This is a genomic window from Micromonospora sp. NPDC005087, assembly GCF_042872965.1.
In the GTDB taxonomy this organism is placed as follows: Bacteria; Actinomycetota; Actinomycetes; order Mycobacteriales; family Micromonosporaceae; genus Micromonospora.
This window is the reverse complement of sequence record NZ_JBIALB010000014.1, coordinates 102,548-128,185: the sequence shown is the minus strand read 5'-3', so window position 1 is coordinate 128,185 and position 25,638 is coordinate 102,548. Positions and strand designations below refer to the sequence as shown.

Sequence of the window (25,638 nt, the reverse complement as noted above, 5' to 3'; positions counted from 1 at the left end):
GCGCGCGGCGTCAACCGGCCGACGAGAAGGTTCCGCCGGCCACCGCGAAGCTCACCAGAATCGCGCCGGCCAGTGGCACGGCCACCGCGACGGCGAGCGCCCGCCGACGATGCGACCCGCCGGTCAGCACCACGATCAGCAGGCCCAGCGCAAGGTCGATGGCCACGTTCCACCACGCGCCGGGCGGGTAGTTGGGGTCGGTCGCCTTGCCGGCGAACCGGGCCGCCTCCTCGAAGAACACGGCGGCCGGCAGCGCGGTCCCGACGACCTGCCGCCACCCCGCGCCGCGCGCCCAGGTCCCGCCGGTGCCGAAGACCACTCCGGCGAGCACGCCGAAGAGCATCCAGACCAGCGACGACGGCGCCCAGAGCATCGCGAGGTCGTCGCCTTGCAGGAGTGCCGCCGCGAGGTAGTAGCTGGGCACCGCGACGACGAGCAGGACGGCGGCGCCGAGTGCCGAACGCAGCCGCCCGGACCGCGCCCAGTAGCCGAAGAAGAAGGCGGCGACGGCCCAGGTCGCGGTGGAGTTGCCGAGTTCGGCGATGGGGTACGGCAGCCAATTGATCCAGCAGAAGTCGAGGAAGCCGAGCAGGAATCCGCCCGCCACGGAGGCGAGCGCCACCGTCCGGTCACCAGGTCGCATGGCCGCAGAGCATACCGAGTATGCCCCGGCCGGCCTGGTCGGCCCTCGTCTGCGCGATCAGTCTGACAGAGGCCGGATCTAGGTTGCCGTGTTGTCGTACTCCGTCTGGTGGCGGCGGATTTCGACGTGGTGGTCGGCGGACCAGGCGGCCAGGGCCAGGACGGTGGAGAGCAGCGACGTGCCCAGTTCGGTGAGGGCGTACTCGACGCGGGGCGGGACTTCCGGGTAGGAGGTCCGGGTGACGAGGCCGGTGCGCTGCAGGTGCTTCAGGGTCAGCGTGAGCATGCGCTGAGAGATGCCGGGGATCGCGTCGCCCAGGTTCGAGTAGCGGATGGGGCCGTCTGCGAGCGTACCGATGATCAACACGCTCCACTTGTCGCCGACGAGGTCCAGGACCTCGCGGATGAAGTCGGCGTCCTGGTCGTTCCAGTGCGCACAGGGCCCTGGCGCGGCCCGGACGTTCGCCCGGACGTTGGTTCGCCTCCGTCGCAGATCCTCGCCACTCATACCCGCCACCCCTCCGTCAGCCGGTTGCCACGCACATGAATGTACCTTTTGTGGCTCTCCGATTCTAATGCATCATGGGGCTACGAACAGGAAGTGAGAAACGAGGAGGAGTGCCATGAAGATCGAGTTCTGGTCGGACATCGTCTGCCCGTACTGCGGGCTGATGGATCACCGGCTCCACCAGGCCCTGGAGCGGTTCGAGCACGCCGACCAGGTGCAGGTGATCCACCGGTCGTTCCAGCTACACCCCGACCTGCCCCGTGAGGGTGTCAGTCAACGGGAGTTGATCAAGATCGCCGGGGCCCCCGCGACGACCGTGGACCGGGTCCTGCGGCCAATCGAGCGGGCCGCCAAGGCGGAGGGCCTGACGCCCTACCACGCGGTCGACCGCACGCTCGGCCCGACGGACTTCGCCCACGAACTGCTCGCCTACGCGACCGACCAGGGCCGCGGCAACGAGATCTGGTCGGCCATGTTCCGGGCGCACTTCGGGCAGGCCCGCAAGCTGTGGACGACCGAGGAGGTCCTCGACTTCGCCGCCGAGGTGGGCCTGGACCGCGCCGGGGCCGCCGAGGCCCTGCGCAGCCGCCGCTACCGGGCCCGGGTGGCGGCCGATCAGCGCGAGGCACAGCGCCTCGGGGCTCGCGGCGCGCCGTTCCTCGTGTTCGACGGCCGCTTCGCGGTGCCCGGGGCGATCGGCCTCGACGACCTGCTCGCGGTCATGGCCAAGGCGTGGGACGAGAGTCATCCCACTCCGCAGCCGCTGCCGGTTATCGCCGACGCCGAGGGCATCTGCGCCCCGGACGGGTGCGCGGTACCCGACCGCACCATGTGAGCCGCTCGCCCCAGGCGACGGATTTCCCGCTATCAACCCGAGCCGACCGCTCGGGGCAGCAGACACGGACCCACGAGGGCCCGAGACACCGAATTGGAGTTAACAGCCATGTCAGATCTGCAGGCGCAGGACAGTGCTCTGATCCTGATCGACCACCAGGTCATCTCGATGGGGTTCATCAAGACCCAGTCGCCCGACGTCGCCAAGTTGAACAGCATCACCCTGGTGAAGGCGGCGAAGGTCCTCGACATCCCCAACGTCTGGACCAGCAGCACCGAGGACGACAACCAGGACTGGTGGATGCCCGGACTGGAGGAGATCAACCCGGAGGCCTATGCGAACCGGATCAAGCGCACTGGGATCATCGACTCCTGGGACGACCCGAACTTCGTACGGGCCGTCGAGGCCACCGGCCGACGGACCCTGATCATGGCCGGCACCACCAACGACGGCTGCCTGATCTACACCGCGCTCAGCGCCAAGCGGGCCGGATACGACGTCTACGCGGTGCTCGACGCCGGAGGATCGGTGTTCCAGATCTCCGAGGAGGTGGCGCGACTGCGCATGACGCAGGCCGGCGTCACCCTGACCACCACCGCCGCAGTCCTCGGCGAACTCGCCAAGGACTGGGCCACGCCGCACGGCCAGCAGATTCGTCAGATCCTGGCCGACAACTTCAAGACCGTACTCGGTGGATTCGGGTTGGCGAAGTAGGCGCGGCGCCCCAGCGGGCCCGACGGCAGGCTGTGCGCAGCTCACGCCGGGCCCGCTTCAAGGGCGGCGAGCGATCAGTCGCTGGCCTTGTGGTCCTCGCCGTACTCGCCGCGGATGGGTAGGTAGTAGGCGGGTAGGAAGCCGGCGATGATGGCGACGCCCGCGATCGGCACGAACGTGCCGACGAGGATGCCGGAGCCGATCCAGATCAGGGCGAGCGCGAATCGGCGGCCGATGGCCCGGACGCCGAAGGGGCCGAGGCTGGGGTCCAGCAGTTTGGCGCGACGGAGATAGGCCCAAATGATGTTGAACAGGGCTGCCGCCGTCCACAGTGTGGCGCCGTAGACGACGACCGCCGTACGCAGGCCCTGCTCCGCGCGTAATGAGCCGGCGAGCAGCGACGTGGAGAACGGCAGGAACGCGATAACCATCAAGAGCAACGTGTTGAGGAACAACACCCCATGGTCGGCGTGCCGGACCCGGTCGAACATGACGTGATGGTTGACCCACACCTGCCCGATGAGCAGGAAGCTCAGCGCGTACGCCAGGTATGACGACCACAACGCCCCGAGGCCCCGCAGGAGATGCCCGAAATCCTCCGGCGGTTGGATCTCCAGCACGAGAAGCGTCACGGCGATGGCGAAGACAGCGTCGCTGAAAGCCACCAGTCGGCCCGGTTGACGCGCGAGCCTCGGGCCATCGCTCCTGGAAAGCATGCCCCAAGTATGCTATTTGTCCGCTTCTGCCGCGCTCGTCCGCGGCCCGCGCGCGGCCTAGTTCTGCGGTGCCAAGGTGCGCAGGACGCAGAACTCGTTGCCCTCGGGGTCTGCCATGACCACCCAGTTCCGGCCCGCGCCCTGGCCCACATCCGTCCTGGTGGCGCCGAGGCTGAGCAATCTGGTCACCTCGTCGTCGGTGCTGCCGTCGATCGGACTGACGTCAAGGTGCAGCCTGTTCTTCACGGTTTTACCCTCGGGCACCTGGATGAACACCAGGGTGGGCGCCATCTGGCGGGCCCGGACATCCTCGACGGTCGGCACCCAGGAGCCGATCTCGACCTTGCCCTCGCCCCGGTCGATCACCTGGAAGTCCAGGACCTCGCACCAGAAGGCCGCGAGCCTCTCCGGATCGTGGCAGTCAACGGCCAACTCGGTGAACCTGCTTGTCACGACTCTCCCTCACAGCGCGGACGGCGCTCAGAGTATGCCGCCCGCCCGACAGATCCAAGATCGTCCTGGCCGCGAAATGATCACCGCTCCCGTTGTCTGAAGTCAGCCCCTCATGCTTGGTCAAGACACAGGCAGAAGGGGTGCCCGGCGGGGTCGAACATCACCCGGACGTTCTGCTGCGGCTGGATCTCCGCCACGGTGGCTCCCAGGGCGACCGCCTCGGCGACGGCCGAGTCCAGGTCGCCGACCTGGAAGTCGAAGTGCATCATGGGGCGCTGTTCCCCGTCGATCGGAGGCCAGACCGGCGTCCGGTAGCCATCCGCCTGCTGGAACACGAAGAAGGGTCCTTGCGGGGAGGCGGCGACGATCGCTGTTCCAGGCTCCTCGTGTCCGATATGCCACCCGAGAAGCTCGGCGTAGAACCTGGCCAGACCGCTGGGGTCCGGCGCCTCGATCGTCGTTCCCCACCACATGCCGCTGGTTCGTGACCTCATGCCCGTAGCCTGCCCTATGATCACGACCTCGTGGTGCCGAGAGCGCGCCAGGTCAGGCGGCGGTCTGCTCTCCAGCCGAAGACCAACCCCCGGCCCGCGCTTGCGCGGACCGCGCCGACGCCACGAGAATCCTGGGCCGTGTCGGAAGATCACCAGCCGGAGAGCGGCGAGGACGAGACGGTCATCGAGAGCTACGTCGCCGGGTGCCCCATCGACCCGGGGTTGGCCGGTCAGATCGTCGGGTTGGCAGACCTACCGTGGAACGATCGGGACCTTACCGACAGGGCGATGCGCGGTCTCGGGTGGTCTGACGACGAGGTACCGACCGACGAAGCTCGCTTCGTCACCGCGGCCGGTCACGCCGTCTACGGCGACTTCTGCCTCTACCTGCCGTTCGCCCATTCCTACGACGTCGGCGGCGAGTTGTGGCCGGACGACTTCTGGGGCTCGCTGCCCGGCTGGTCGAGCCAGCCGGCCGGCCGCGAGGAGTTCAAGGCGCACGTCGACGCTGCCATCGACCGGTTCGCCGAACAGCTCGGCCCACCGGAGTGCGACGTCCGGACCGAAGGCCGGCACCTCTCCATCGGTCGGTACTCGCGGCGGTACGCGGCCTGGCGACGTGACGGCAACATCCTCGTGATCGGCGTGGCCCTGGACGGCTACTCATACGCCCAGGACGAGGAGGCCGTCGTCTACATCGGTGAGTTCGCCAAGGACAGGCCGTTCCCGAACGCCGCGGACTTCCTCAACCTCCTGCACGCCTAGACCCGCTGCCGCGCCAACCGAATATTCCGTGGTGTCGAACAGCTGCCCTGGGATGCTGTCCGGGTGACCGTCATCCGCTCGGTGGTCCTCGTGGGCCTGTTCTCGGCGAAGGACCGCGATTACCAGGATCGCCTCGACGCGCTGGAGGCGCAGGTAACGGCACTGGGAGGCCAGGTGCTGGACCGGTTCGTCCAGCGCAGGGGCGTCTCCGACGGTGGGGTACGACTGATGACCGCGCCATTGTCGCGTCGGTTCCTCATCGGCCCGGGAAAGCTGGACGAGATCGCCACGACCTGTTCGAGCAGAAACGTCGACGCGGTCGTCTTCATCAACGGCCTGAGCGGCTACCAGCGCAGATGGCTGTCGACGCGCCTCGGGCGCCCGGTGCTGACCCAGGCCGACCTCGACCCGTCAGCGCATCACCTGACCAGCCCCACCCGATCTCAGCGTCGCGTTGGCCGTGGCCAGAGACCCAGACGCCAACGGTAGTGCGACATCACCTCGCGTCTCAAACACGCTATACGTGGAGTCGCCGAGCGGGCCGGGCCCGTGTGCGAATGGTCAGCGGGTCAGGCCGACGAGCGTCGCCAGGCGCGCCACGCCGGCCGGCGCCGGGCAACCCCGGGCGACTTCGGCGATCACGGTACGCGCCAGAGGCCGACACCGGACCTCGGCCGGCGCAACGCTGTCCGCGTCCACGAGGGCGCGTGCGGCGCCGCGCAGGTCACCGATCTGGAGGTACGCCCGCGCGGCGTCCACCAGATACGCGCCCCGATACTCGGCCGGCAACCGCCGCCACGCCTCCCGTCGGATCACCGTCACGTGCCGCCGCACCGCCTCGGCAGCGTCACCCCGCTCCACGGCCACCATCACCCGCGCCAGGTCGACAACGATCGGCCCGAAGCTGGTGCGGTGCGTGTCGTCGTACCCCCGAAGCTGGGCAGCGATCCCGGCGGCCCGGTCGGTCAGCTCCTCGGCGCGGCGGCTGTCGCCGCAGCCGGCGGCGGCCAGAGCGGCCTGGAGCAGCAGAGTCCCACCCACAGCCCACTCCCCCGCCGGCCGCTGCGGCGTCGGTGGGATGCGGTTCGCGGCGGTGAGGGTCGCGGTGAGGGCCAGGCGGTCCCGGCCCGACGCGCGCAGCGCCTGCCCGACCGACACGGCCGCCGTCGCGGCGAGGACCCGATCGTCGCCCGCCACGGCCATCGCCCGGTCGGCGGCCAGCCACCCGAGGTCGGCCTCGCCGAGCTTCACCAGCACGGATGAGGTGATCCGGTACGCCTGCACCAGCAGCTCCGCCGCCTGCGCGCCCTGGGCGGCGTCGAGCAGACCCGGCAGCACCCGCACCAACTGCGCGTAGTGCGCGTGCTGGTAGGTCATCCAGGCGTACCCGACGTGCCTTCTCAGCTCATCCGTTGTCTGGGCTGGGGCTTGTGGAGTGTCGTAGCGGGCGAGAGCGGCCCGGATGTCGTCCACCCCGTCCGGCGTGCCGGCCGGCGTGCTCCGCGGCTGGCCGAGCAGCACCTCTGGCTCGACCCGCAGCACGTGGGCCAGTTCCTGGATCACCGAGTACCGGTCCAGGGTGCGGACGCCCCGCTCGACCTTGTCCACCCAGCTCTTCGACCTGCGGAGCCGGTCGGCCAGCATCTGCTGCGTCATCTGCCGCCGCACCCGCCAACACGCCACACGCCGGCCGATCGGTAGGTCATCGCTGGTCACGCCGCCACCGCCGGTCCGGGACCGCGCGGGTCGTGTCCTCCACCGGTACGCGATCCGCCTCGGCCTGGGCCAGGAGGCGTTGCTTGGCGGCCTCCCGCTCGGCCGCCTCCGACTGTTTGCCCTTGTTCTCCGGAGCGCTGTCGTCCTGACCGCTCATCCCCGCCTCCTCAGGTCGAGGCCCAGCGGTGATGCTCGGGGACCGACCACCCGCGTACCAGGCCAACGGGACGCAGCGACGTCCCAAAGCGGACACTAGGGCCGATCAGTGATGCCGAAATTACTGCCAGTTATGCAACCAGGTTGACGCCGATACGCCCAGCGAGCAGCCGCAGGTCGTCGGGAATGGCGCGGCGCTTGGCACGCTGTGCCAGCGTCACGACGGCATCGCGGGCGAGAGTGTTGATGGCGAACGGGATCGGTGCGGCCCGCTCAGCCTGCACAAACGCGGCAAGCGCCTCGGTGTCCCGGCGACCGCCGTCCGCGAGAGCTCTCCCGAGATCAAGCCAGTAGGACTGCTGGCGGATGGACGCCGCGAGGACCTGCGGCCGGACCTTCCGGGATAGTTCGATCACTCGGCCGGACTCGCCCTGCTCCGCAGCGATAGACATCTCCCAGAGCCCGACATTGGTCGGACCGAAACCGCAGCCGTTGAACCCGGCCCCGTCTGACGGGTCGCCGAGGGTCACCGCCTCACGTGCCGCCTCGGCAAGATGATCGCGAGCGACATCCGGACGACCACTTACCGACGAGGTCAGCGCGGCAGAAAGGTGGAGCTGTCCGAGCATCTGTCGCACCCGCTCGTCAGCCGCGTCGGCCTGAAGCTCGCGGAGCGAGCGATCGGCAGCACGGGCGGCAAGCGCGGCCGACTCGATCGGCAGGCTCTGCGCGTAGGCGAACCGGGAGGCGCCGATCCAGGCCGGGTCGTCGGTGTCCTCGGCGACCAGTGCGGCGAGCCGAGCGGCATTGAGCGCCAGGTGTCGGTATCCGAGGTGCCGGAGGCAAGCGGAGGCTTGGTATGCGACCTGGGCGAGCGCGGCCCCACCCACCGCGGCGGCTTCGAGCAGCAGACCGGGGAGCAGGCGAGCCATTGCCGGGTAGTTGCAGGAGGTCCGGAGTTGGTCGCTGCGGGCGATCTCGGCGGCCAGACGGTCCTCGGTGTAGGTCGACGGGCGGCGTTCACCGTCCTCGATTTCGATCAGGGCCGACCAGATCGCCGGTACGCACTCGGCGGCGGTCTCGCGGGCCGGATCGCCGGACTCCGTGCCTTGGCCAAGCAGGTCGGCCACGGTGACCTGGAGTGCGGCAGCGAGAGCGACCAGAGTGGAGCGGCGGTCGATGGTCTTCCGGCCCGACTCAACCTGCGACACGTAGGACTGGGTGACACCAGCGAGCCCAGCGAGGACGGCCTGAGTCATGCCGCCACGGCGCATCCGCCAGTACCGGATCCTGGCACCGATGGTGTCCGGCTTCGTCACCATACCTTCGCCCACTCCCAGGTAGAGGACCGGGATAGCGGCCACGCCCAACTATCCCCGCACGGTTGGACGGTACACCGACAGAGCGTCCAAGCGATGACGCTGAGTGCCCGAGAAGCGTCGCCCCGCGCAGTCGCACTTGGCAAACCGCAGCGTCGGAGCTGGCTACGGTCGCCTGTGACCTGGACGAGCCGGACTGAGGGCCTCGATGTGGCGCTTGCACGGCTTCCGGATCTGTCGATGAGCGTGCGTCGGTAAGGTCAAACGAAACGCCGAAGCGTACGACGTGGAGGGCGAAGCCATTGCCGTGGGCGCTCAGGAGCGCGGGTGAGGGAGTTCGAGGTGTAACCGCTCTGATGTCGAGCGATTTCATGACGATGGTGCTCAATGAGTTCGGGGTAGTCGGCCAGGTGTCTGCGGCGCGGCTCGAGTCCCGGTCTGGCGCTGGGGTCCGTGCCGTGCGCACGACCGACGGGCAGACCGCATACCTTAAGGTCACTCCCGCCCTGCTGGGGCCGCAGGCACTGGCAGCAGCTCGGCGGGAACTCTTCTTCTACCAGGACGTCGCGCCAGTCGCCTCGGTGCGCACACCGAGGCTTCTCGATTGCGTGGATGCCGAGGACGGTGTAGCCGTGCTACTTGAGGCGGCAGGCGAGCCCAAGGAGCCCACGTCATGGACTGCAGGCATGTGGGCAAGCCTGGGTCGGGAGCTGGCCACCCTACACAGCATGCCGCTACCAAAGGGCGGGGGCTGGAACCGCCCCGATGCGCTGCGCGAGGCCCTGGCCGACCCGGACCTGGAAGAGATCCACGCCTTCTGGGCCCCCGTGCTTCCGCAGCTTGCCGACCTCGTCTCCCGGCGCGTCGAACTTGAAGATCACATTGGGGCACTACCGCCGGTCTTCATCCACGGCGACTGCCACACAGACAACATCGTGCACTCTGCCGGCTCACTGGTGTTCTGTGACTGGCAGGCGGCCGGCATCGGTCGGGCTGTATCCGACCTGGCCTTCCTCAGCGTCCGTGTCACACCCGCCGGCGTGACCGTCCCCCGGGCTCTGATCGACGCCTACCTGGATCATCGGCCGTCCGAGCGCCACACGCTGCAGCGTGCGCTGCTGGCGGAAGAGCTCGCCATCCTCGTCTTCCTGTGGCCGCCCTTCGCCGCGTTCAACAGCCCGTCGGGGATCACCCACGTCCGCCGCAGAGCGCGCGAACTCACGGGGCAGTGGTTCGAGACACTAGCCTGACAAAACGTCCGCTGGGACCCGCACGGGCATCCGGATCTGCCGCCGTTCGTGCGCTTGGCTTGCTGGTCGACTGTCACCGTCGCGCTGATTGCGTTGGATCGCCGCCGTGGACATTCCCGGCAGCGGCTTCCCGGAGGAGGGCTGGCCGGGGCGCCGGCTGCAGGTTGGCCCGGAAGTCGTCCTGCGGCCGGCCCGGCCGCTCACTCGGTGCGTGATGATCGACATGGCACAGGATCGGGCGGGCGAGCGGAACGATCTGCTCAAGACCCTCGCTGAGTACCATGAACTGGCCTTCGGGGTTTTCGCCACGGTCGAGCGGTCAGGCCGGGTCGCCGCTGGCCATGTGCGCTCCTGGGCGTAGGTCGAAAGAAGCGCCGCGATATCCGCAACTGCCGCGATATGCGTGCGTCCTCCTTCAAGCGATTCGACATCAACGTCACAACGCCACGATCGCCGCCGTCTCCGCCGGCAACTGGATTCGGTCCCGCATCACCGTGACCCCCTCCCCCGTGGCCAGCAGCACCCGCCGCGCCACCTCCGGCAGGCTCACCCCTTGCCCCCGCCCAGCCAGGTTCGCCACCACCAGCGTCTCCCCCCGCCGCATCAGCAGGAACTGATCCCCGTGCTGAACGGATACCGCGTGCAGCCGAGGATCCGACAGGTCCGGAAGAGACCGACGCAGCGCGATAAGCCGCTGGTAGAACGAGAACATCTCCCGATGCTCAGGCTTGTCCAGCTCCGCCCAGTCCAACCGCGACCGCACGAACGTCTCCGGATCCTGCGGATCCGGCACGTCCCCCTCCGGCCACCCGTGCGCCGCGAACTCCCGCCGCCGCCCGTCCACCACAGCAGACGCCAACTCCGGCTCTGGATGCGACGTGAAGAACTGCCACGGCGTAGACGCCGCCCACTCCTCCCCCATGAACAGCATCGGCGTAAAGGGCGCGGTCAGCAGCAAGACAGCGCCGACCCGCAGCAGCGAAGGCGACAGCGAAGCCGAGATCCGATCACCGGTAGCCCGGTTGCCGATCTGGTCATGGTTCTGCAAATAGGCAACCAGCCGATGACCAGGGACGCGCGAGTCCAGAGGCCGCCCATGGTGGCGGTTACGGAAGCTGGACCAGGTGCCGGCGTGGAAGAACCCACCCGTGAGCACGTCCGTCAGCGTCTCCAGGGAGCCGAAGTCCCCGTAGTAGCCCTGCCGCTCCCCCGTCAGCAACGTGTGCAGCGCGTGGTGCGCGTCGTCGTTCCACTGGGCGTGCAGCCCAAAGCCGCCCGCCTCCCGAGGGGTGATGAGCCGTGGGTCGTTGAGGTCGGATTCGGCAATCAGTGACAGCGGGCGGCCCAGGTGCGTCGACAAGGACTCGACCTCGATGGCCAGCTCTTCGAGCAGCGGCACCGCTCGGGTGTCGGGCAGGGCGTGCACGGCGTCCAGGCGCAGCCCGTCGACGTGGTAGTCGCGTAGCCACATGAGCACGCTGTCGATGATGTAGCGGCGTACCTCGTCGGAGTGCGGGCCGTCCAGGTTGACCGAGCGGCCCCAACTGTTGCTCTGCTCGGCGAGGTACGGTCCGAACCGCGGCGCGTAGGCCCCGGAGGGCCCGAAATGGTTGTAGACGACGTCGAGGATCACCCCCAGCCCCTTGGCGTGAGCAGCGTCGACGAGGCGTTTCAGGCCGTCCGGGCCGCCGTAGGGCTGGTGTGGGGCGTACCAGCAGACGCCGTCGTACCCCCAGTTGTGTTCGCCGTTGAAGGCGTTGACCGGGAGCAGTTCGATCAGGTCGACACCGAGTGAGACGAGGTGGTCGAGGCGGTCGATGGCCGCGTCGAAGGTGCCCTCGGGGGTGAAGGTGCCGATGTGCAGCTCGTAGAGGATGCTGCCGGGCAGTTGCCGGCCCGTCCACGCGTCGTCGGTCCACTCGAAGGCGGCGTGGTCGTAGCGTCGGCTGGGCCCGTGCACACCCGCAGGTTGCCACGGCGACCGGGGGTCGGGCAGTGGGGTTTCGTCGTCGTTCAGCAGAAAGGAGTAGTCGAGCCCGGCGTCGGGCACCTCGACCCGCCACCAGCCGTCGGCGGCGGCGCGCATCTCGTGGTCCGCGTCGCCCGGCAGGCGCAGCCGGACCCGGGTGGCGTCCGGCGCCCACACGGTGAATTCGGTCATCACGCAGCCTCCACGGAAGCGGTGGGAGGAGCCAGCAGTGCGACGGGATAGTCGGCCAGCAGGTCGGCCACGGAGGTCTCTCCGCCACTGTAGACCCGGCCGGTGAACAGGTCCTTCACCTCGTTAACGGGAAGCGACAGGACTGTGTCACACCAGCCACCGACACGGGCCAGGCCCAGCGGCAGGCGGGTGGCCACCCCGATCGCGCCGCCCCGGTCGAAGGCCACCGCGAACCGCCCCTCCGGCCCGTGCGCCGGCACCGACCGGTAGCCGGTGAACAGCTCCGGGTGCGCCCGGCGCAGCCGCAGGGCCCGCGAGACCACCAGCAGCTTCGCGGCGCCGCTGTCGTCCACCGGCGGACGCCAGCCGCCGTCCAGACGCGCCAGCAGCTCCCGGCGTACGGAGAAGTCGACCGGGCGGCGGTTGTCGGGGTCGACGAGGGAGTTGTCCCACAGCTCGGTGCCCTGGTACGTGTCCGGAACACCGGGCATGGCGAGCTGCACCAGCTTCTGGCCCAGTGAGTTGGACCAGCCGGCCGGGGTGATCGCCGTCGCGAGCTCGGTCAGCTCGTCGTGCAGGCTCGGGTCGTCGTACATCAAATCGACCACGGCGTGCAGCGCCTGCTCGAAGACCGGGTCGGGGTCCGCCCAACTGGTCGAGGTCGACGCCTCCCGCGCGGCCTTCTCGACGTACGTGTGCAGCCGCTCCCGTTCGATCGGCCAGGCGCCGACGGCGGTCTGCCAGAGCAGGTGGGCGAAGGCCGGGTCGGGCAGCGGTGCGTACTCCATCCAGCTCTTGACCTGCTCGGCCCATTGGCCCGGCAGCTCGCTGAGCACGGCCAGGCGGGCGCGGACGTCCTCGCCGCGTTTGGTGTCGTGGGTGGAGACGGTGGTCATGCTCGCCGGCCAACGGACCTGCCGGGCGGCGGCGAAGCGGTGGAACTCCGCCGGCGGTACCCCGAAGTGGGCGGGGCTGTCGCCGACCTCGTTGAGCGCCACGAACCGGGTCCAGCGGTAGTAGGCGGTGTCCTCCACGCCCTTGGCCATCACCGCGCCGGTGAACTGGGGGAAACGCTGGGCCAGCTCGTCGTCGGGGTCGCGCAGCCGGCGGGTGACCCCGTCCAGGGCTGTGGTCAGATCCGGGCGGCGCCGGCCCGCCTCGGAGCGGGCGGCGGCGAGGTGCTGGTCGCCGTGCGGCGGGTAGCCCCGATACACGGCGAACGCGGCGGCCAGCTCGGCGAGCGCCGCGCGGGCCTGCTCGGTTGGCACCTCGGGGGCGAGGGCGGCCAGCCGGGTCAGCTCGGCGGCGAGCAATCGGGTGGCGGCGGCCAGCTTGGTGGCGTGGGTCAGGTCCTCCCACGAGGTGTGCTGCCCGGTCAGCCGGGTGTCCAGCACGGTGAAGTCACCCTCGGCGTCGGTGTCGACGAAGAGCCCGCCGACCGCGGCGAGAGCGTCGTAGCCGGTGGTGCCGTCCACCGGCCAGTCCGGCAGTTCCTCGCCGTACTCCAGGATCTTCTCCACCACGAGCCAGGCCTCCGGCGCGGCCTCCCGCAGCCGGGCCAGGTAGCCGCCGGGGTCGCGCAGGCCGTCCGGGTGGTCGACCCGGATGCCGTCGACCTCCCCGGCGGCGGCCCAGCGCAGGATCAGCTCGTGGGTGGCGGCGAACACCGCCGGGTCCTCCACCCGCAGCCCCGCCAGGTCCGAAACGGCGAAGAACCGGCGGTACGTCAGCTCGGCGTCACCGCGCCGCCAGGAGGCCAGCTCGTAGTGCTGCCGTTCGTGCACCTCGCGGGCGCTGCCGTCGCCGGTGCTGTCGGCGATGGGGAACCGGTGCTCGTGGTAGCGCAGCTCCCCGTCGACCACCTTGAGGTCGTCCAGGGCGTCCGGCGCGTCGGCCAGCACCGGCAGCAGCAGCCGGCCCCGGTCCCAGTCGATGTCGAACCAGTCGGCGTACGTCGAGGCGCGCCCCCGGCGCAGCACGTCCCACCAGGCGGGGTTGGCTGGCGGCACGGCCACCCCGGCGTGGTTGGGCACGATGTCGACGACCAGGCCGAGCTTGGCGTCGCGCAGCGCGCGCAGGAGCCGCTGCCGAGCGGCTTCACCGCCCAGCTCCGGGTTGACCGCGCGGTGGTCGACCACGTCGTAGCCGTGCGCCGAGCCGGGGGTGGCGGTCAGCAGCGGCGCGCTGTAGAGGTGGCTGACGCCGAGATCGGCCAGGTAGTCGACGATCTCGGCGGTGGCGTCCAGGTCGAAGCCGGGGCGGACCTGCACGCGGTAGGTGGTGCGGACGTCGTTGGGTTTGTCGGTGTGAGGGGGCACCGCCATCTCAGATCATCCTTTCCAACACCACCAGAGAACGGTCCGGCACCCGGACGGTGCCATCCGCGCTGATCACCGTGACGTCGTCTGGTTCGGGTTCGGCGGTGCTGATCACCCGTTCCCACTTCTGGCCGTACTCGCTGCCGGGCAGGGTGAAGTCAAGCGGCGCGTCGTGGGCGTTGAAGCACAGCAGGAACGAGGCGTCGTGGTGGCGCTGGCCGTACTGGCCGCGCTCGCGGATGCCCTCGCCGTTGACGAAGAGCGCCACCGAGCGGCCGAAGTCGTTGCCCCAGTCGTCGCCGGTCATCTCCCGCCCGTCCGGGGTGTACCAGGCCAGGTCCGGCAGCGGCTCGTCGACCTCGCGCCCGCCGACCGGCAGGCCGGTGAAGAACCGGCGGCGGCGGAACACCTGGTGCCGGGCCCGGAACGCGGTCAGCGTCCGGACGAACTCCAGCAGCTGGGAGTCGGTGTTGTCCCAGTCGACCCAGGCCAGCTCGCTGTCCTGGCAGTAGGCGTTGTTGTTGCCGTGCTGGGTGCGGCCCAGCTCGTCGCCGTGGCCGATCATCGGCACACCCTGGGAGAGCATCAGCGTGGCCAGGAAGTTGCGCCGCTGTTTGGCCCGCAGGGCGAGCACCGCCTCGTCGTCGGTGTCGCCCTCGACCCCGCAGTTCCAGGACCGGTTGTGGCTCTCGCCGTCCCGGTTGTCCTCGCCGTTGGCCTCGTTGTGCTTGTCGTTGTACGACACCAGGTCGTTGAGCGTGAACCCGTCGTGGACGGTGACGAAGTTGATGCTGTGGAAGGGGCGGCGGCCGTCGTCCTGGTAGAGGTCGGCGGAGCCGGAGATCCGGGACGCGAACTCGGCCAGGGTGGCCGGCTCACCACGCCAGAAGTCCCGCACGGTGTCGCGGTACTTGCCGTTCCACTCGGTCCACACCGGCGGGAAGTTGCCCACCTGGTAGCCGCCGGGGCCGACGTCCCACGGCTCGGCGATCAGCTTGACCTGGCTGACCACCGGGTCCTGCTGGACCACCTCGAAGAAGGTGGAGAGCCGGTCCACCTCGTAGAACTCGCGGGCCAGGGTGGCGGCCAGGTCGAAGCGGAAGCCGTCGACGTGCATCTCCTGCACCCAGTAACGCAGCGAATCCATGATCAGCTGAAGTGAGTGGGGGCTGCGCACGTTGAGGCTGTTGCCGGTGCCCGTGTAGTCGACGAAGTAGCGGCGGTCCTCCTCGCTGAGCCGGTAGTAGCTGGGGGCGTCCACGCCCTTGAAGCTCAGCGTCGGCCCGAGGTGGTTGCCCTCGGCGGTGTGGTTGTAGACCACGTCGAGGATGACCTCGATGCCGGCCGCGTGCAGCGCCTTGACCATGCCCCGGAACTCCTGCACCTGCTGCCCCAGGCGGCCCAGCGCGGAGTAGCCGTGGTGCGGGGCGAAGAAGGCGATGGTGTTGTAGCCCCAGTAGTTGCGCAGCCCCAGGTCGACCAGCCGGTGGTCGTGGATGAACTGGTGCACGGGCATCAGCTCGATGGCGGTCACACCGAGCCGGGTCAGGTGCTCGATCATCGGCGGGGAGGCGATGCCGGCGTACGTGCCGCGCAGCTCCTCGGGGATGTCCGGGTGGCGCATGGTCAGCCCCCGTACGTGTGCCTCGTAGATCACCGAGTGGTGGTACGGGGTGCGCGGTGGCTTGTCGTTGCCCCAGTCGAAGTACGGGTTGACCACCACCGACTTGGGCATGAACGGCGCCGAGTCGGTCTCGTTCATCCGCTCCGGCTCGGCCATGTCGTAGTCGTAGACCGCCGGGTCCCACGTCACGTCGCCGTCGATCGCCTTGGCGTACGGGTCGAGCAGCAGCTTGTGCGGGTTGCAGCGCAGCCCGTTCGCCGGGTCGTACGGCCCGTGGACCCGGTAGCCGTAGCGCTGCCCCGGCTCGATCCCCGGCAGGTACGCGTGCCAGACGTAGGCGTCCACCTCGCGCAGCTCGACCCGCCGCTCGGCGCCGGTGTCCCACTCGTCGAAGAGGCACAGCTCCACCCGCTCGGCCAGCTCCGAGAAGATGGCGAAGTTGGTGCCCATCCCGTCGTAGGTGGCGCCCAGGGGGTACCGCTCGCCCGGCCAGACCTGCATGTCGCTCCTTCAGACCTTGGTCATGTGCGCACCGCGCCACGAGCGCACCGGCGTGGGCCCAGCGCGCACGTCGGTATTGCCCCCCGCCCCGCGGCGCCAATCCATCCTTTCAGGGGACGCCCGGAATGCACCTGTCTGATGCGCGCCAGGCCTTCAGGTGTCTTCCGTCACCTTGTCCCTTCTGAGGATGCGCGACGGCGCTCGATGCCCTTTGCTTGTTCGGGGACGCTCCCGCGCGTACCCCACTCGGCCTTCGGCCACCCCGCCACCTCCCGCTTCGCCGCCACCGACGCCGGCGCGTACCACCATGCATGGACGGAGATTGATGTGACGACCCTGCGGGTCGACGAGCAGCTCGCTGCCACCAAGGACCGGGCCCACCGGCCCACCCTGACCTCCCGGCCCCAGGTCCCGGCGCAGCCCGGCCCGGGGGTCCCCCCGCAGACCCGCCGCATCCTGATGCTCTCCTGGGAGTACCCGCCGGTGCTCGTCGGCGGCCTCGGCCGACACGTCCACGCCCTCTCCGTCGCCCTCGCCACCGCCGGCCACGACGTCACCGTCGTCACCCGCCACACCGACGGCGCACCCCTGGAGGAATACGCCGACGGCGTCCGCATCCTGCGCGCCCCCGAAGACCCCGTCACCTTCCCCCTGGCCACCGAATCCCTCCTCGCCTGGACCATGGCCTTCAACCACACCCTCACCCGCACCGCCCTACGCGCCACCGAAGCCGGCACCTACGACGTCATCCACGCCCACGACTGGCTCGTCGCCCACACCGCGATCACCCTCGCCGAGCACCTGGACCTGCCCCTGGTCACCACCATCCACGCCACCGAGGCCGGCCGGCACCAGGGCTGGCTGCCCGAGGAGATGAACCGCACCATCCACGGCGTCGAGCACTGGCTCAGCAACGAGTCCGCCCGGGTGATCGTCTGCTCGGGGTACATGCGCGACGAGGTGACCACGCTGTTCGGCGTGCCGAACGGCCGGGTCGACGTGGTGGCCAACGGCGTGGAGCCGCACCGCTGGCAAGTGCCGTCGGCCGCGGTGAGCGCCGCTCGGGCCCGGTTCGCCGGGGACGGCCCGCTGGTCACCTTCGCCGGCCGGCTGGTCTACGAGAAGGGCGTGCAGCACCTGATCGCCGGGTTGCCACGGCTGCGCGAGCGGCACCCCGGACTGCGCGTGGTGATCGCCGGCGACGGCCCGTACCGCGCGGAGCTGGAAGCCGAGGTGCACCGCCGCGGCCTGGGCGGCATGGTCGCCATGCCGGGCTTCCTGGGCGGCACCGACCTGCCGGCGTTGATGGCCGCCTCCGACTGCTTCGCGGTGCCGAGCATCTACGAGCCGTTCGGGATGGTGGCCCTGGAGGGCGCCGCGGCCGGAGCCCCACTCGCGGTGGCCGCCACCGGTGGTCTCGCGGAGATCGTCGAGCCGGGGGTGACCGGGATGACCTTCGCACCGCACGACCCGGACGGGCTGACCGACGCCGTGCACGCGCTGCTGTCGGACCGGGACCGCGCCCGCGCGCTGGCCCGCCGCGCCCGGCAGATGGTGCACGACCAGTACGGCTGGTCCGCGATCGCCCAACGCACCGCCGCCAGCTACGCCGCGGCCATCGCGACCGACGCCGCGTTCACCGCCCAGCGCGCCGAACAGCGCATGTCCCAGGGCCGCGCCCTCCCCGCGCTCCCCCACGGCAACCTGCTGGCCGCCGCCGGCCTCCGCTGAGGTGCAAGGAAGGGCACCTTATTAACGCCTGCGGTAGAGGAAGGGCCCCCTATTAACAAGCGCGCTACTGATCGCACGACAAGGGCCGCCGACCATGAGTCGGCGGCCCTTGTCCTGTCGGAGTGTCAAGAAGGGGCCCTTCCTCTACACGAGGCGTTAATAAGGTGCCCTTCCTTGCACGTCAGCGGTTGGCGAAGGGGACGTAGTCCCGCTCGGCCGAGCCGACGTAGACCTGCCGCGGGCGGCCGATCTTGGTCTCCGGGTCGTTGATCATCTCGCGCCACTGGGCGATCCAGCCGGGGAGCCGGCCGAGCGCGAACAGCACCGTGAACATCTTCGTGGGGAAGCCCATGGCCTTGTAGATCAGGCCGGTGTAGAAGTCCACGTTCGGGTAGAGCCGGCGGGAGACGAAGAAGTCGTCGGCGAGCGCGATCTCCTCCAGCTCCATGGCGATGTCCAGCAGCGGGTCCGGCTTGGCCATCCGGCCCAGCACGTCCTGCGCCGCCTTCTTGACGATCGCCGCCCGCGGGTCGTAGTTCTTGTAGACCCGGTGGCCGAAGCCCATCAGCTTGACGCCGTCCTCCTTGTTCTTGACCTTGCGGACAAAGGAGCGGACGTCGTCGTCGCCGGCGTGGATCTGCTGGAGCATCTCCAGCACCGCCTGGTTGGCGCCACCGTGCAGCGGACCGAACAGCGCGTTGACACCGGCGGACACCGAGGCGAACAGGTTGGCGTTGCTGGAGCCGACCAGCCGGACGGTCGAGGTGGAGCAGTTCTGCTCGTGGTCGGCGTGCAGGACGAAGAGCATGTCCAGCACCTTCGACATCACCGGGTCGACCTCGTACGGCTCCGCCGGCACGCCGAACGTCATCCGCAGCAGGTTGTCCACGTACCCCAGCGAGTTGTCCGGGTACAGCAGCGGCTGCCCGATGGACTTCTTGTAGGCGTACGAGGCGATGGTCGGCACCTTCGCCATTAGCCGGACCGTCGAGATCTCCACGTGCTCGGAGTCGAACGGGTCCAGGCTGTCCTGGTAGAAGGTGGACAGGGCGCTGACCGCCGACGAGAGCACGGCCATCGGGTGGGCGTCCCGGGGGAAACCGTCGAAGAAGCGGCGCATCTCCTCGTGCAGCAGCGAGTGCCGCCGGATCCACTCGGTGAACTCGGTCAGCTGCTGCTCGGTCGGCAGCTCACCGTAGATGAGCAGGTACGAGACCTCCAGGAAGGAGGACTTCTCGGCCAGCTGCTCGATCGGGTATCCCCGGTAACGCAGGATCCCCGCGTCGCCGTCGATGTAGGTGATCGCGGATGAGGCAGCCGCGGTGTTCACGAAACCGGGATCGTACGTGGTCATCCCGGTTTCCTTCAGCAGCTTGCTCACCCCGATACCGGCGGGGCCCTCGACCGCAGGATGCACCGGCATCGACAGCTGCCCACCGGGGTGATCGAGCTTGACTTCCGTCATGTGGTTCCTCGCTTCGCCGGCAGATCTACGTTGAATTGCCTTCGCTTCTACCGTAATTGCGGCTCGGTCGACACCGCCCGCCGTGGTTCTGCGGTGAGGTATGCGTCACCCGATTCCCGACCGGACCGCCGGGAAACCCCGCGCGAAACCACAGCGAGCCCAGCTCAGGACAGCGCGAGGCGTCGGAGCGTACCGTCCGCCGCCACCTGGTAGACGTCGAGCTGGTTGGTGCCGGCCCGGAACAGTTGGTCGTCGGTGAGCAGCGCGGCGAATCGGCGTCCGCCGGGATCCGCCGGCACCACCGGGACCACCGCCCCGATCCGGCCGTTCACCGCCACCGCCAGCAGCGTGCCGTCCGGTATCCGGTCCGGCACGTCGCCCCAGACCAGCGCCGGCAGGGTGCCGGTGTCCGGATCCATCGCCCGGAACGCGGCCAGGTCGGCCACCCTGGCGCTGCCCCCCGTCGGGCCGGCGCGGACATCGGTGCCCACCAGGGGATGCGGCGGTGGCAGCGGCGGTGGGGCGGGCACCCCGCCGGGGAAGGTGACCGGTTCGCCGGGGCGGTCGTAGAAGTGCTTCGTGCCGTCGGTGCGCGGGGCCTGCCGGGCGGAACGGCCGTCGACCCGCCAGGGCAGCCGGATGGCCGCCTCGTCGGCCACGGTCGGCAGCAGGTCGACGTGTTCCCAGTTGCGGTCGTCCACGCGGCCGGCCCGCTGCCCGGGCTCCTTGAGGAACATCGGCACCCACGCCACCTCGCCGGCGGCCGCCTTGATGGCGTCCATCCCCCGGCCCTGGGCGCCCGGGCGGAAGCTCACCCCGTGATCGGCGGTGACCACGACGAGGGCCTGGTCGTAGAGGCCGCTGGCGCGCAGCGTGCGCAGCGTCTCGCCGATCAGCCGGTCGGTGTAGCCCAGTTGGGCGAGGTGCCGCTGTCGGGCCAGGTCGACCCAGCCGGCGCCGTCGTTGGGCAGGTCCTCGGGGGCGTCGTAGCGCGCCCCGGACGGCAGGAACGCCCACGGCGAGTGCGGCATCAGCAGGTGCAGGAAGTGCAGGGCAGGTCGGGGTGCCGGTTTCAGCCCGGCCAGGAAGCTGGTGAACCGGGCCGGCTGGTTGTCGTCCAGGCTGTCCCAGCGGAACTTCGGGTCGGCCGGCACCGGCTCGGCGGCGTCCAGGCCGGCCTCGGCGCGGGTCTGCTCCCGGTACGAGTCCTCCGGGTCGACCCGGGCCTCGGTCGGCCCGGCGACCTGGCCGAGCAGCTTGCCGGTCTCCCGCACCAGCACGCCGAGCCCCTGTTCCGGCGCGACCGGCTGCTCGCAGCGGCTGGGCGGGCAGAGCCGGGTGATGCTCTCCTCGGCGCGGATGTCGTACAGGCCGCCGAAGGCGGTGAAGATGTTGTCCGGGTACTGCGAGTAGTGCGGTGCGACCGACCGCGCCGGGTAGCGGCCGGTGAGCATCGCCGGCAGCGCGTTGGGGGTCCAGCCGCTGACCCCGGTGGCGTTGCGGTACCAGGTCGAGCCGCCGGCCAGCTCGGCGAAGTGCGGGTACCGGGCCGCGTCGATCCGCCCGTCGGCGCCGAGCAGACTCACCAGCGGCAGTTCGTCGAGGATCAGCATGACCACCGGCGGGTGGCCGCCCGTACCCTGCGCGGTGCCGGCCGCGCCGCCGTCGCCGCGGGGCAGCACCACCACGGAGGTGGGTGAGCCGAGCAGGAAGAGCGCCACGAAGGCCACCGGCCCGACTGCGGCCAGCCGCAGCACCCGGCTCGGCGCCCGCCAGCGCCGATGCGCGGCCGCGCCGGCCGCGCCGGCCAGGCCGGCGACGAGCAGCAGGGGTACGCCCCGAAGCGGCGTCACGTGCCGGCCCACCTGCACGGCCAGGGCGGCCAGCAGCAGCCCGACGAGGCCGGTGTGGGTGAGCGCGCGGGTCGTTCGGCCGGCGAGGCGGCTCAGCGCACCGAGCAGCGCCACCGGCACGGTGGGCACCACCGCCACCAGGGCGACCAGCAGCAGAATCTGCCCCGGGTCTGCTCGGTGGAAGAGGAAGAAGTCGGGACTGCGGCCGAGCACGTCCAGCAGCGGCTGGGTGACCACCAGCCCGACCAGCGCCACCACCTCCAGCAGGCGGCACAGTTCACCGCGCCAGCCCCGGTCCCACCGCCCGGTCACCGGCTTCTCGGCCGGCGGGCCCGGCGGGGATGCCGACGCTGGTTCAGCCACCCATCACCGCCCGGTAGAGCGTGCGGGTGCCCGAAGGCAGCTCGAGACGATCGGTGATCTGGCCCCGGGCCGCGAGCAGGCGCTCGAAGGTGTCACGCCGGTAGTCCGGAAAGAGGCCCTCGGGCTTGTTGGCGAGCAGCCGGCGGGCCATCGGGTCCTCCGGATGCACGAACTCCACCACCACCGCACCGCCCGGCGCCGTCAGCCCCGCGAGCCAGTCGATCACCTCCGGCAGCGGCACGTTGCGCCCGATCGCCAGGTGGTGCACCACGGCCAGGGCGAGCACCGCGTCCGCCGACGCCCGCTCGGCGAAGCCGGCGCGCTCGACGCCCCGCCAGCCGCCACCGGGCGACGGGTCGGCCAGATCCACCACCAGCGGCAGGATCCGGCGGTGCCCCTCGGCCCGCAGCGCCCGGTACAGCTCGTCGACCACGGCCGGGTCCTGCTCGACGGCGACCACGTAGTCGGCGTGCTCGGCTGCCAGCCGGGCGTACCGGCCGTCGTTGGCGCCCAGGTCGAGTACCAGGCGCGGCCGGGCGCCGGCAGTCAGCGCGGCGGACACGAACCGCTCCTTGGCCGCCCGGTCCTGAGCGGAGTAGCCGCAGGTGCGCTGGTAGTCCGACCAGTGGCTGCCCGCCGGGCGACGGTCCAGCTTGCGGACGAGTTTCTCCATGCCACGCACGGTGGCCAGCAGCAGTTCCCGGGAGAAACCGGCGGCCCGCAGCTGGGCCCGTACGTCGGTGGTGCTGGCGGCGGCGTTGCGCTGCTGCATCGCGCCGTGCAGGTGCACGTGGGTCAGGACGCCGGGGCGCAGCCGGCGGGCCCCGCCGAAGAGCGGGCGGAGCTGCTCGGCCTCGATGCCGTCGACCCGGGCGCGCAGCCAGGACTGGAAGTCCACCCCCAGGTGGGCGGTGAGCAGCAACGGGTAGAGCACGGTCTGGCAGAACTGCCGGTAGCCGGCCCACGGCTCGCCGTCGCGTACCGGCTCGAAGGAGCCGATGTCGATGAAGACCGCCTCGGCGCCACGCCACTGGAGGTTGTAGGCCGAGCCGTCCTTGGTGGTGAACCCGTCGGTGAGCGCGCCGCGCAGGATCTCCAGGTGCAGCAGCGCGGCGTCGCGCAGCATGCTGAAGGACCACTCGTACGGGTGGGAGACGAACGGGATGCGTTCGTGGCGCAGCACCGCCGCCCACGGCTTCCCGGCGGACGCGGGCACCAGCGCCGGTGGCGCGTCCTCGGTAGCGCAGACCTTGCCCGCGGCAACCAGCGCCGGAAAGAAGGCGGTGGCTCGCAGCGCCCGCCAGTGCTCGGCTGCCTGCGCGTCCAGCCCGCGCAGCACCTCGTCGCCGACATGGAAGACCCGGTTGGCCGGATCGCGGAAGGAGGCCGGCTCGGGCCGGGCCGCCGCGGGTGAGAACGCCATCGCCGGGACGTGCCGACTCACCGCTGGTCGGTGGGCTGTCGGCGGAACCGGTCGACCAGGCGTCGCCAGTAGAGCTTGGCAGCGACCGCGGCCCCGGCCACCCCGCCCACGACCGCCTGCACGATCAGGCTGCCGGATCCCGCGTCCAGGTAGGCCAGATGGATCACCGATCGCTCCTTCACTCGCCGTCTCGACACCGGCGTCCCGGGCGTACAGCGGTGAGGCTTTTGACCCAGAAAGCCGGACTTGTTCCTCACCGTACGCCGATCGTCCACGCCGTAGCGGACAGATTGGCGCACTGCACCGGGACGGAGCTGGGGACTATGCGTCAGCTGTGGGATTCGGCAGCCGCACGGTGAACACGGTCCGGCCCGGCCGGCTGTGCACCGCGACCGCGCCGTGGTGCGCCTCCACCACCGCCGCCACGATCGCGAGGCCGAGGCCGGTGCTGCCGTGCGCCCGGGACCGGGAGCTGTCGCCGCGGGCGAACCGCTCGAACAGCTCCGGTTGCAGCTCCGCCGGCACCCCCGGCCCGTCGTCAGCGACGGTGAGCACGGCCGCGTCCCCGTCGACGGCCAGCGTGGTCGTCACCACCGTGCCGGGCGGGGTGTGCACCCGGGCGTTGGCCAGCAGGTTCGCCGCCACCTGGTGCAGCCGGGCGGCGTCGCCGGGGACCCGGATCACCACCTCGGGCAGGTCGAGCTGCCAACGGTGTTCCGGGCCGGCCACGTGCGCGTCGCTGACCGCGTCCACCACGAGGGCGGACAGGTCGACCTGGTCGACCGCGAGCGGGCGGCCGGTGTCCAGCCGGGCCAGCAGCAGCAGGTCGTCGACGAGGCTGGTCATCCGGGTGCTCTCCGACTCCACCCGGCGCAGGGCGTGCGCCACGTCGGCGGGGACCTCGCCACGGCCGCGCCGGGCCACCTCGGCGTACCCGCGGATCGCGGCGAGGGGGGTGCGCAGCTCGTGGCTGGCGTCGGCGACGAACTGGCGTACCCGTGTCTCGCTGGCCTGCCGGGCGGCGAGCGCGTCGGCGACGTGGCCGAGCATCCGGTTCAGCGCGGCGCCGACCTGGCCGACCTCGGTACGCGGGTCGGTGTCCCCCGCCGGCACCCGGACGGCGAGCGCCACCTCGCCGCGGTCCAACGGCAGCTCGGTGACCCGGGTGGCGGTGGCGGCCACCCGGTTCAGCGGTCGCAGCGTGGCCCGGACGATCAGCGCGCCGGCAGTGCCGGCGATGAGCAGCCCGACGGTGGCCACGCCGGCCTGCGCGGCGATCATCCACCAGACGGTCTCCCGCACGCCGGCCAGCGGCAGCGCGACGACCCGCACCCGGCCGTCGCGGAACTGCCGGGCGACGGCGCGGTACTCGCCGCGGTCGCCGAGGTCGACCGTGCGCGGCTCGGCGCCGACCGGCAGGGCGGCCAGGGCGGCGACCTCGTCGGCCGGAACGGGTTTCTCGTCGGGGAAGGGGTCCGCGCTGGACGGGCTGTGGGTCAGCGTGGACGCGGCCGTAACCCGGTCACCGGTGATGTCGGCTACCACGGTGCCGGCCGGTAGTCCGGGCGGGATGGCCGGCCCGCTGCCCGGGAAGGCCGGCCGACCCGCGCCCCGCATCACCGTGGAGGGGGCCAGTTGGGCGTCGAGCCGGTCGATCAGGAAGTGCCGCAGCGCCACCGTGGTGAGCCCGCCGATGGCGACGCTGACCAGCGCGAGCAGCGCGACCAGGGCGAGCACCAACCGGGTACGCAACGACCGGCCGGCCAGCCACCGGCGGGCGGCGCGCACCGGCCGGCGGCCCGGTCGGTCGCCCGGGTCACTCGGCCGGCTTGAGGACATAGCCCGCGCCGCGCAACGTATGGATCATCGGTGCCCGGCCGGCGTCGATCTTTTTGCGCAGGTACGAGATGTACAGCTCGACGACGTTGGCCTGGCCGCCGAAGTCGTAGTTCCACACCCGGTCGAGGATCTGCGCCTTGCTGAGCACCCGGCGCGGGTTGCGCATCAGGAAGCGCAGCAGCTCGAACTCGGTCGCGGTCAGGGTGATGAGCTGGCCGTCCCGCCGGACCTCGTGGCTGTCCTCGTCGAGGCTGAGATCGCCGACGGTCAGCACCGCGTCCTCCCGGGTGGCGATCGCGAAGCCGGAGCGGCGCAGCAGGGCGCGTAGCCGGGCGATCACCTCCTCCAGGCTGAACGGCTTGGTGACGTAGTCGTCGCCGCCGACGGTCAGCCCGGCGATGCGCTCCTCGACCGCGTCCCGGGCGGTCAGGAAGAGCACCGGCACGGTGGGCGACTGCTCGCGCAACCGGCGCAGCACCTGGAAGCCGTCCAGGTCGGGCAGCATCACGTCGAGCACCACGGCGTCCGGCTGGAACTGCCGCGCGGTGCTCAACGCCGCCGTGCCGTTGCCGGCGCTGCGCACCTGCCAGCCCTCGTAGCGCAGCGCCATCGACAGCAGGTCGGTCAGCGTCGGCTCGTCGTCGACCACCAGCACCCGGACCGGCTCGCCGTCGGGGCGGCGCAGCTCGATCCGGCTGGGCGCGGTCTGCCCGTCCATGACCATGTCCCCCATCGTGGGCGCGCCAGCTGTGGCACGCCTCTGCGGCACCTGTGTGCCGGCTGTGCGGACGG

The 25,638-nt window shown here is 70.7% G+C and carries 24 protein-coding genes; 7 read left to right on the top strand and 17 right to left on the bottom strand.

Annotated features, from left to right (window positions below; all coding sequences use genetic code 11):
• Positions 1 to 10: 10 nt before the first annotated feature.
• Together ACFYPS_RS27470 and ACFYPS_RS27465 are read right to left on the bottom strand one after the other, a co-directional pair.
• The gene (locus ACFYPS_RS27470) at positions 11 to 643 is read right to left on the bottom strand and encodes a DUF6518 family protein (protein ID WP_387327979.1); all 633 of its coding nucleotides are present in this window, start codon (positions 641 to 643) and stop codon (positions 11 to 13) included.
• A gap of 78 nt (positions 644 to 721) precedes the next feature.
• A complete protein-coding gene (locus tag ACFYPS_RS27465) occupies positions 722 to 1,150 on the bottom strand; it encodes a helix-turn-helix domain-containing protein (RefSeq protein WP_354967638.1) in 429 nt (142 codons plus the stop codon).
• A 115-nt stretch (positions 1,151 to 1,265) separates the two neighbouring features.
• Here ACFYPS_RS27465 and ACFYPS_RS27460 point away from each other — a divergent pair, with 115 nt between their 5' ends.
• Both ACFYPS_RS27460 and ACFYPS_RS27455 read left to right on the top strand, forming a co-directional pair.
• Positions 1,266 to 1,985 (top strand): DsbA family protein, encoded by a 720-nt coding sequence (locus ACFYPS_RS27460; protein ID WP_387327976.1) that lies wholly within the window; start codon positions 1,266 to 1,268, stop codon positions 1,983 to 1,985.
• 108 nt (positions 1,986 to 2,093) lie between these two features.
• On the top strand, positions 2,094 to 2,699 hold the full coding sequence (locus ACFYPS_RS27455; protein ID WP_074309497.1) for an isochorismatase family protein: 606 nt from the start codon (positions 2,094 to 2,096) through the stop codon (positions 2,697 to 2,699).
• A 74-nt stretch (positions 2,700 to 2,773) separates the two neighbouring features.
• Here ACFYPS_RS27455 and ACFYPS_RS27450 read toward each other — a convergent pair whose 3' ends face one another.
• The 3 genes from ACFYPS_RS27450 to ACFYPS_RS27440 all read right to left on the bottom strand — a co-directional run bounded on the left by ACFYPS_RS27450 (position 2,774) and on the right by ACFYPS_RS27440 (position 4,362).
• Entirely contained in the window at positions 2,774 to 3,364 is a 591-nt protein-coding gene (locus ACFYPS_RS27450; RefSeq protein ID WP_387327972.1) for a TMEM175 family protein, read from the bottom strand.
• Positions 3,365 to 3,472: 108 nt separating this feature from the next.
• Positions 3,473 to 3,868 carry a VOC family protein gene (locus ACFYPS_RS27445; protein ID WP_354967635.1) on the bottom strand — a complete coding sequence of 132 codons (396 nt, stop codon included), beginning with the start codon at positions 3,866 to 3,868 and terminating at the stop codon, positions 3,473 to 3,475.
• 110 nt (positions 3,869 to 3,978) lie between these two features.
• Positions 3,979 to 4,362, bottom strand: a complete 384-nt coding sequence (locus ACFYPS_RS27440) for a VOC family protein (RefSeq protein WP_354967634.1) — start codon at positions 4,360 to 4,362, stop codon at positions 3,979 to 3,981.
• Positions 4,363 to 4,500: 138 nt separating this feature from the next.
• Here ACFYPS_RS27440 and ACFYPS_RS27435 point away from each other — a divergent pair, with 138 nt between their 5' ends.
• Entirely contained in the window at positions 4,501 to 5,127 is a 627-nt protein-coding gene (locus ACFYPS_RS27435) for a hypothetical protein (RefSeq protein ID WP_354967633.1), read from the top strand.
• A gap of 63 nt (positions 5,128 to 5,190) precedes the next feature.
• Positions 5,191 to 5,616, top strand: coding sequence for a hypothetical protein (locus ACFYPS_RS27430; RefSeq protein WP_354967632.1), 426 nt, complete (start codon positions 5,191 to 5,193; stop codon positions 5,614 to 5,616).
• A gap of 72 nt (positions 5,617 to 5,688) precedes the next feature.
• Here ACFYPS_RS27430 and ACFYPS_RS27425 read toward each other — a convergent pair whose 3' ends face one another.
• From ACFYPS_RS27425 to ACFYPS_RS27415, 3 genes are all read right to left on the bottom strand, one after another.
• Complete coding sequence (locus ACFYPS_RS27425) at positions 5,689 to 6,843, bottom strand: helix-turn-helix transcriptional regulator (protein WP_354967631.1); 1,155 nt, start codon at positions 6,841 to 6,843, stop codon at positions 5,689 to 5,691.
• A complete protein-coding gene (locus tag ACFYPS_RS27420; RefSeq protein ID WP_354967630.1) occupies positions 6,830 to 7,000 on the bottom strand; it encodes a hypothetical protein in 171 nt (56 codons plus the stop codon). The genes ACFYPS_RS27425 and ACFYPS_RS27420 overlap by 14 nt, the downstream gene beginning before the upstream one ends.
• A 130-nt stretch (positions 7,001 to 7,130) precedes the next feature.
• On the bottom strand, positions 7,131 to 8,321 hold the full coding sequence (locus ACFYPS_RS27415; protein WP_354967707.1) for a helix-turn-helix domain-containing protein: 1,191 nt from the start codon (positions 8,319 to 8,321) through the stop codon (positions 7,131 to 7,133).
• A gap of 353 nt (positions 8,322 to 8,674) precedes the next feature.
• Between ACFYPS_RS27415 and ACFYPS_RS27410 the strand changes: the two genes are divergently transcribed.
• Positions 8,675 to 9,568: an aminoglycoside phosphotransferase family protein gene (locus tag ACFYPS_RS27410; RefSeq protein ID WP_354967629.1), complete on the top strand. Its 894-nt coding sequence runs from the start codon at positions 8,675 to 8,677 to the stop codon at positions 9,566 to 9,568.
• Positions 9,569 to 9,674: 106 nt separating this feature from the next.
• Positions 9,675 to 9,929, top strand: a complete 255-nt coding sequence (locus ACFYPS_RS27405; RefSeq protein WP_354967628.1) for an MOSC domain-containing protein — start codon at positions 9,675 to 9,677, stop codon at positions 9,927 to 9,929.
• Between the two features lie 75 nt (positions 9,930 to 10,004).
• Here the strand turns inward: ACFYPS_RS27405 and treZ are convergent, their stop codons facing one another.
• Genes treZ through glgX form a run of 3 tightly spaced genes read right to left on the bottom strand, consistent with a single transcriptional unit; the run spans position 10,005 to position 16,172 of the window.
• A complete protein-coding gene (gene treZ / locus ACFYPS_RS27400) occupies positions 10,005 to 11,729 on the bottom strand; it encodes a malto-oligosyltrehalose trehalohydrolase (RefSeq protein ID WP_354967627.1) in 1,725 nt (574 codons plus the stop codon).
• Positions 11,729 to 14,053: a malto-oligosyltrehalose synthase gene (treY, locus tag ACFYPS_RS27395; RefSeq protein ID WP_354967626.1), complete on the bottom strand. Its 2,325-nt coding sequence runs from the start codon at positions 14,051 to 14,053 to the stop codon at positions 11,729 to 11,731. Before treY ends, treZ begins: the two co-directional genes overlap by 1 nt.
• Before the next feature lies 1 nt (position 14,054).
• Positions 14,055 to 16,172, bottom strand: a complete 2,118-nt coding sequence (gene glgX / locus ACFYPS_RS27390; RefSeq protein WP_387327963.1) for a glycogen debranching protein GlgX — start codon at positions 16,170 to 16,172, stop codon at positions 14,055 to 14,057.
• A 327-nt stretch (positions 16,173 to 16,499) separates the two neighbouring features.
• On the opposite strand from glgX, the gene ACFYPS_RS27385 reads away from it, so the two are divergent.
• Positions 16,500 to 17,903 (top strand): glycosyltransferase family 4 protein, encoded by a 1,404-nt coding sequence (locus tag ACFYPS_RS27385; protein WP_354967624.1) that lies wholly within the window; start codon positions 16,500 to 16,502, stop codon positions 17,901 to 17,903.
• Between the two features lie 181 nt (positions 17,904 to 18,084).
• On the opposite strand, the gene ACFYPS_RS27380 is transcribed toward ACFYPS_RS27385, so the two are convergent.
• From ACFYPS_RS27380 to ACFYPS_RS27355, 6 genes are all read right to left on the bottom strand, one after another.
• Positions 18,085 to 19,368: a citrate synthase gene (locus ACFYPS_RS27380; protein WP_354967623.1), complete on the bottom strand. Its 1,284-nt coding sequence runs from the start codon at positions 19,366 to 19,368 to the stop codon at positions 18,085 to 18,087.
• A gap of 164 nt (positions 19,369 to 19,532) precedes the next feature.
• Complete coding sequence (locus ACFYPS_RS27375; RefSeq protein WP_354967706.1) at positions 19,533 to 21,533, bottom strand: sulfatase-like hydrolase/transferase; 2,001 nt, start codon at positions 21,531 to 21,533, stop codon at positions 19,533 to 19,535.
• Positions 21,534 to 21,576: 43 nt separating this feature from the next.
• Positions 21,577 to 23,007: a class I SAM-dependent methyltransferase gene (locus tag ACFYPS_RS27370; RefSeq protein WP_354967705.1), complete on the bottom strand. Its 1,431-nt coding sequence runs from the start codon at positions 23,005 to 23,007 to the stop codon at positions 21,577 to 21,579.
• Between the two features lie 17 nt (positions 23,008 to 23,024).
• Positions 23,025 to 23,174, bottom strand: a complete 150-nt coding sequence (locus ACFYPS_RS27365) for a hypothetical protein (RefSeq protein WP_007459587.1) — start codon at positions 23,172 to 23,174, stop codon at positions 23,025 to 23,027.
• A 154-nt stretch (positions 23,175 to 23,328) separates the two neighbouring features.
• Positions 23,329 to 24,774 (bottom strand): HAMP domain-containing sensor histidine kinase, encoded by a 1,446-nt coding sequence (locus tag ACFYPS_RS27360; protein WP_354967704.1) that lies wholly within the window; start codon positions 24,772 to 24,774, stop codon positions 23,329 to 23,331.
• A gap of 49 nt (positions 24,775 to 24,823) precedes the next feature.
• Entirely contained in the window at positions 24,824 to 25,570 is a 747-nt protein-coding gene (locus ACFYPS_RS27355; protein ID WP_354967622.1) for a response regulator transcription factor, read from the bottom strand.
• Between the last annotated feature and the right edge of the window lie 68 nt (positions 25,571 to 25,638).

Bases quoted from the DNA above. Each gene is read 5' to 3' on its own strand.
- ACFYPS_RS27380 (WP_354967623.1), bottom strand. From the start codon at position 19,368: ATGACGGAAGTCAAGCTCGATCACCCCGGTGGGCAGCTGTCGATGCCG.
- ACFYPS_RS27460 (WP_387327976.1), top strand. From the start codon at position 1,266: ATGAAGATCGAGTTCTGGTCGGACATCGTCTGCCCGTACTGCGGGCTG.
- ACFYPS_RS27465 (WP_354967638.1), bottom strand. From the start codon at position 1,150: ATGAGTGGCGAGGATCTGCGACGGAGGCGAACCAACGTCCGGGCGAAC.
- ACFYPS_RS27415 (WP_354967707.1), bottom strand. From the start codon at position 8,321: ATGGTGACGAAGCCGGACACCATCGGTGCCAGGATCCGGTACTGGCGG.
- treZ (WP_354967627.1), bottom strand. From the start codon at position 11,729: ATGACCGAATTCACCGTGTGGGCGCCGGACGCCACCCGGGTCCGGCTG.
- glgX (WP_387327963.1), bottom strand. From the start codon at position 16,172: ATGCAGGTCTGGCCGGGCGAGCGGTACCCCCTGGGCGCCACCTACGAC.
- ACFYPS_RS27370 (WP_354967705.1), bottom strand. From the start codon at position 23,007: ATGGCGTTCTCACCCGCGGCGGCCCGGCCCGAGCCGGCCTCCTTCCGC.
- ACFYPS_RS27355 (WP_354967622.1), bottom strand. From the start codon at position 25,570: ATGGTCATGGACGGGCAGACCGCGCCCAGCCGGATCGAGCTGCGCCGC.
- ACFYPS_RS27420 (WP_354967630.1), bottom strand. From the start codon at position 7,000: ATGAGCGGTCAGGACGACAGCGCTCCGGAGAACAAGGGCAAACAGTCG.
- ACFYPS_RS27410 (WP_354967629.1), top strand. From the start codon at position 8,675: ATGTCGAGCGATTTCATGACGATGGTGCTCAATGAGTTCGGGGTAGTC.
- ACFYPS_RS27455 (WP_074309497.1), top strand. From the start codon at position 2,094: ATGTCAGATCTGCAGGCGCAGGACAGTGCTCTGATCCTGATCGACCAC.
- treY (WP_354967626.1), bottom strand. From the start codon at position 14,053: ATGGCGGTGCCCCCTCACACCGACAAACCCAACGACGTCCGCACCACC.
- ACFYPS_RS27440 (WP_354967634.1), bottom strand. From the start codon at position 4,362: ATGAGGTCACGAACCAGCGGCATGTGGTGGGGAACGACGATCGAGGCG.
- ACFYPS_RS27470 (WP_387327979.1), bottom strand. From the start codon at position 643: ATGCGACCTGGTGACCGGACGGTGGCGCTCGCCTCCGTGGCGGGCGGA.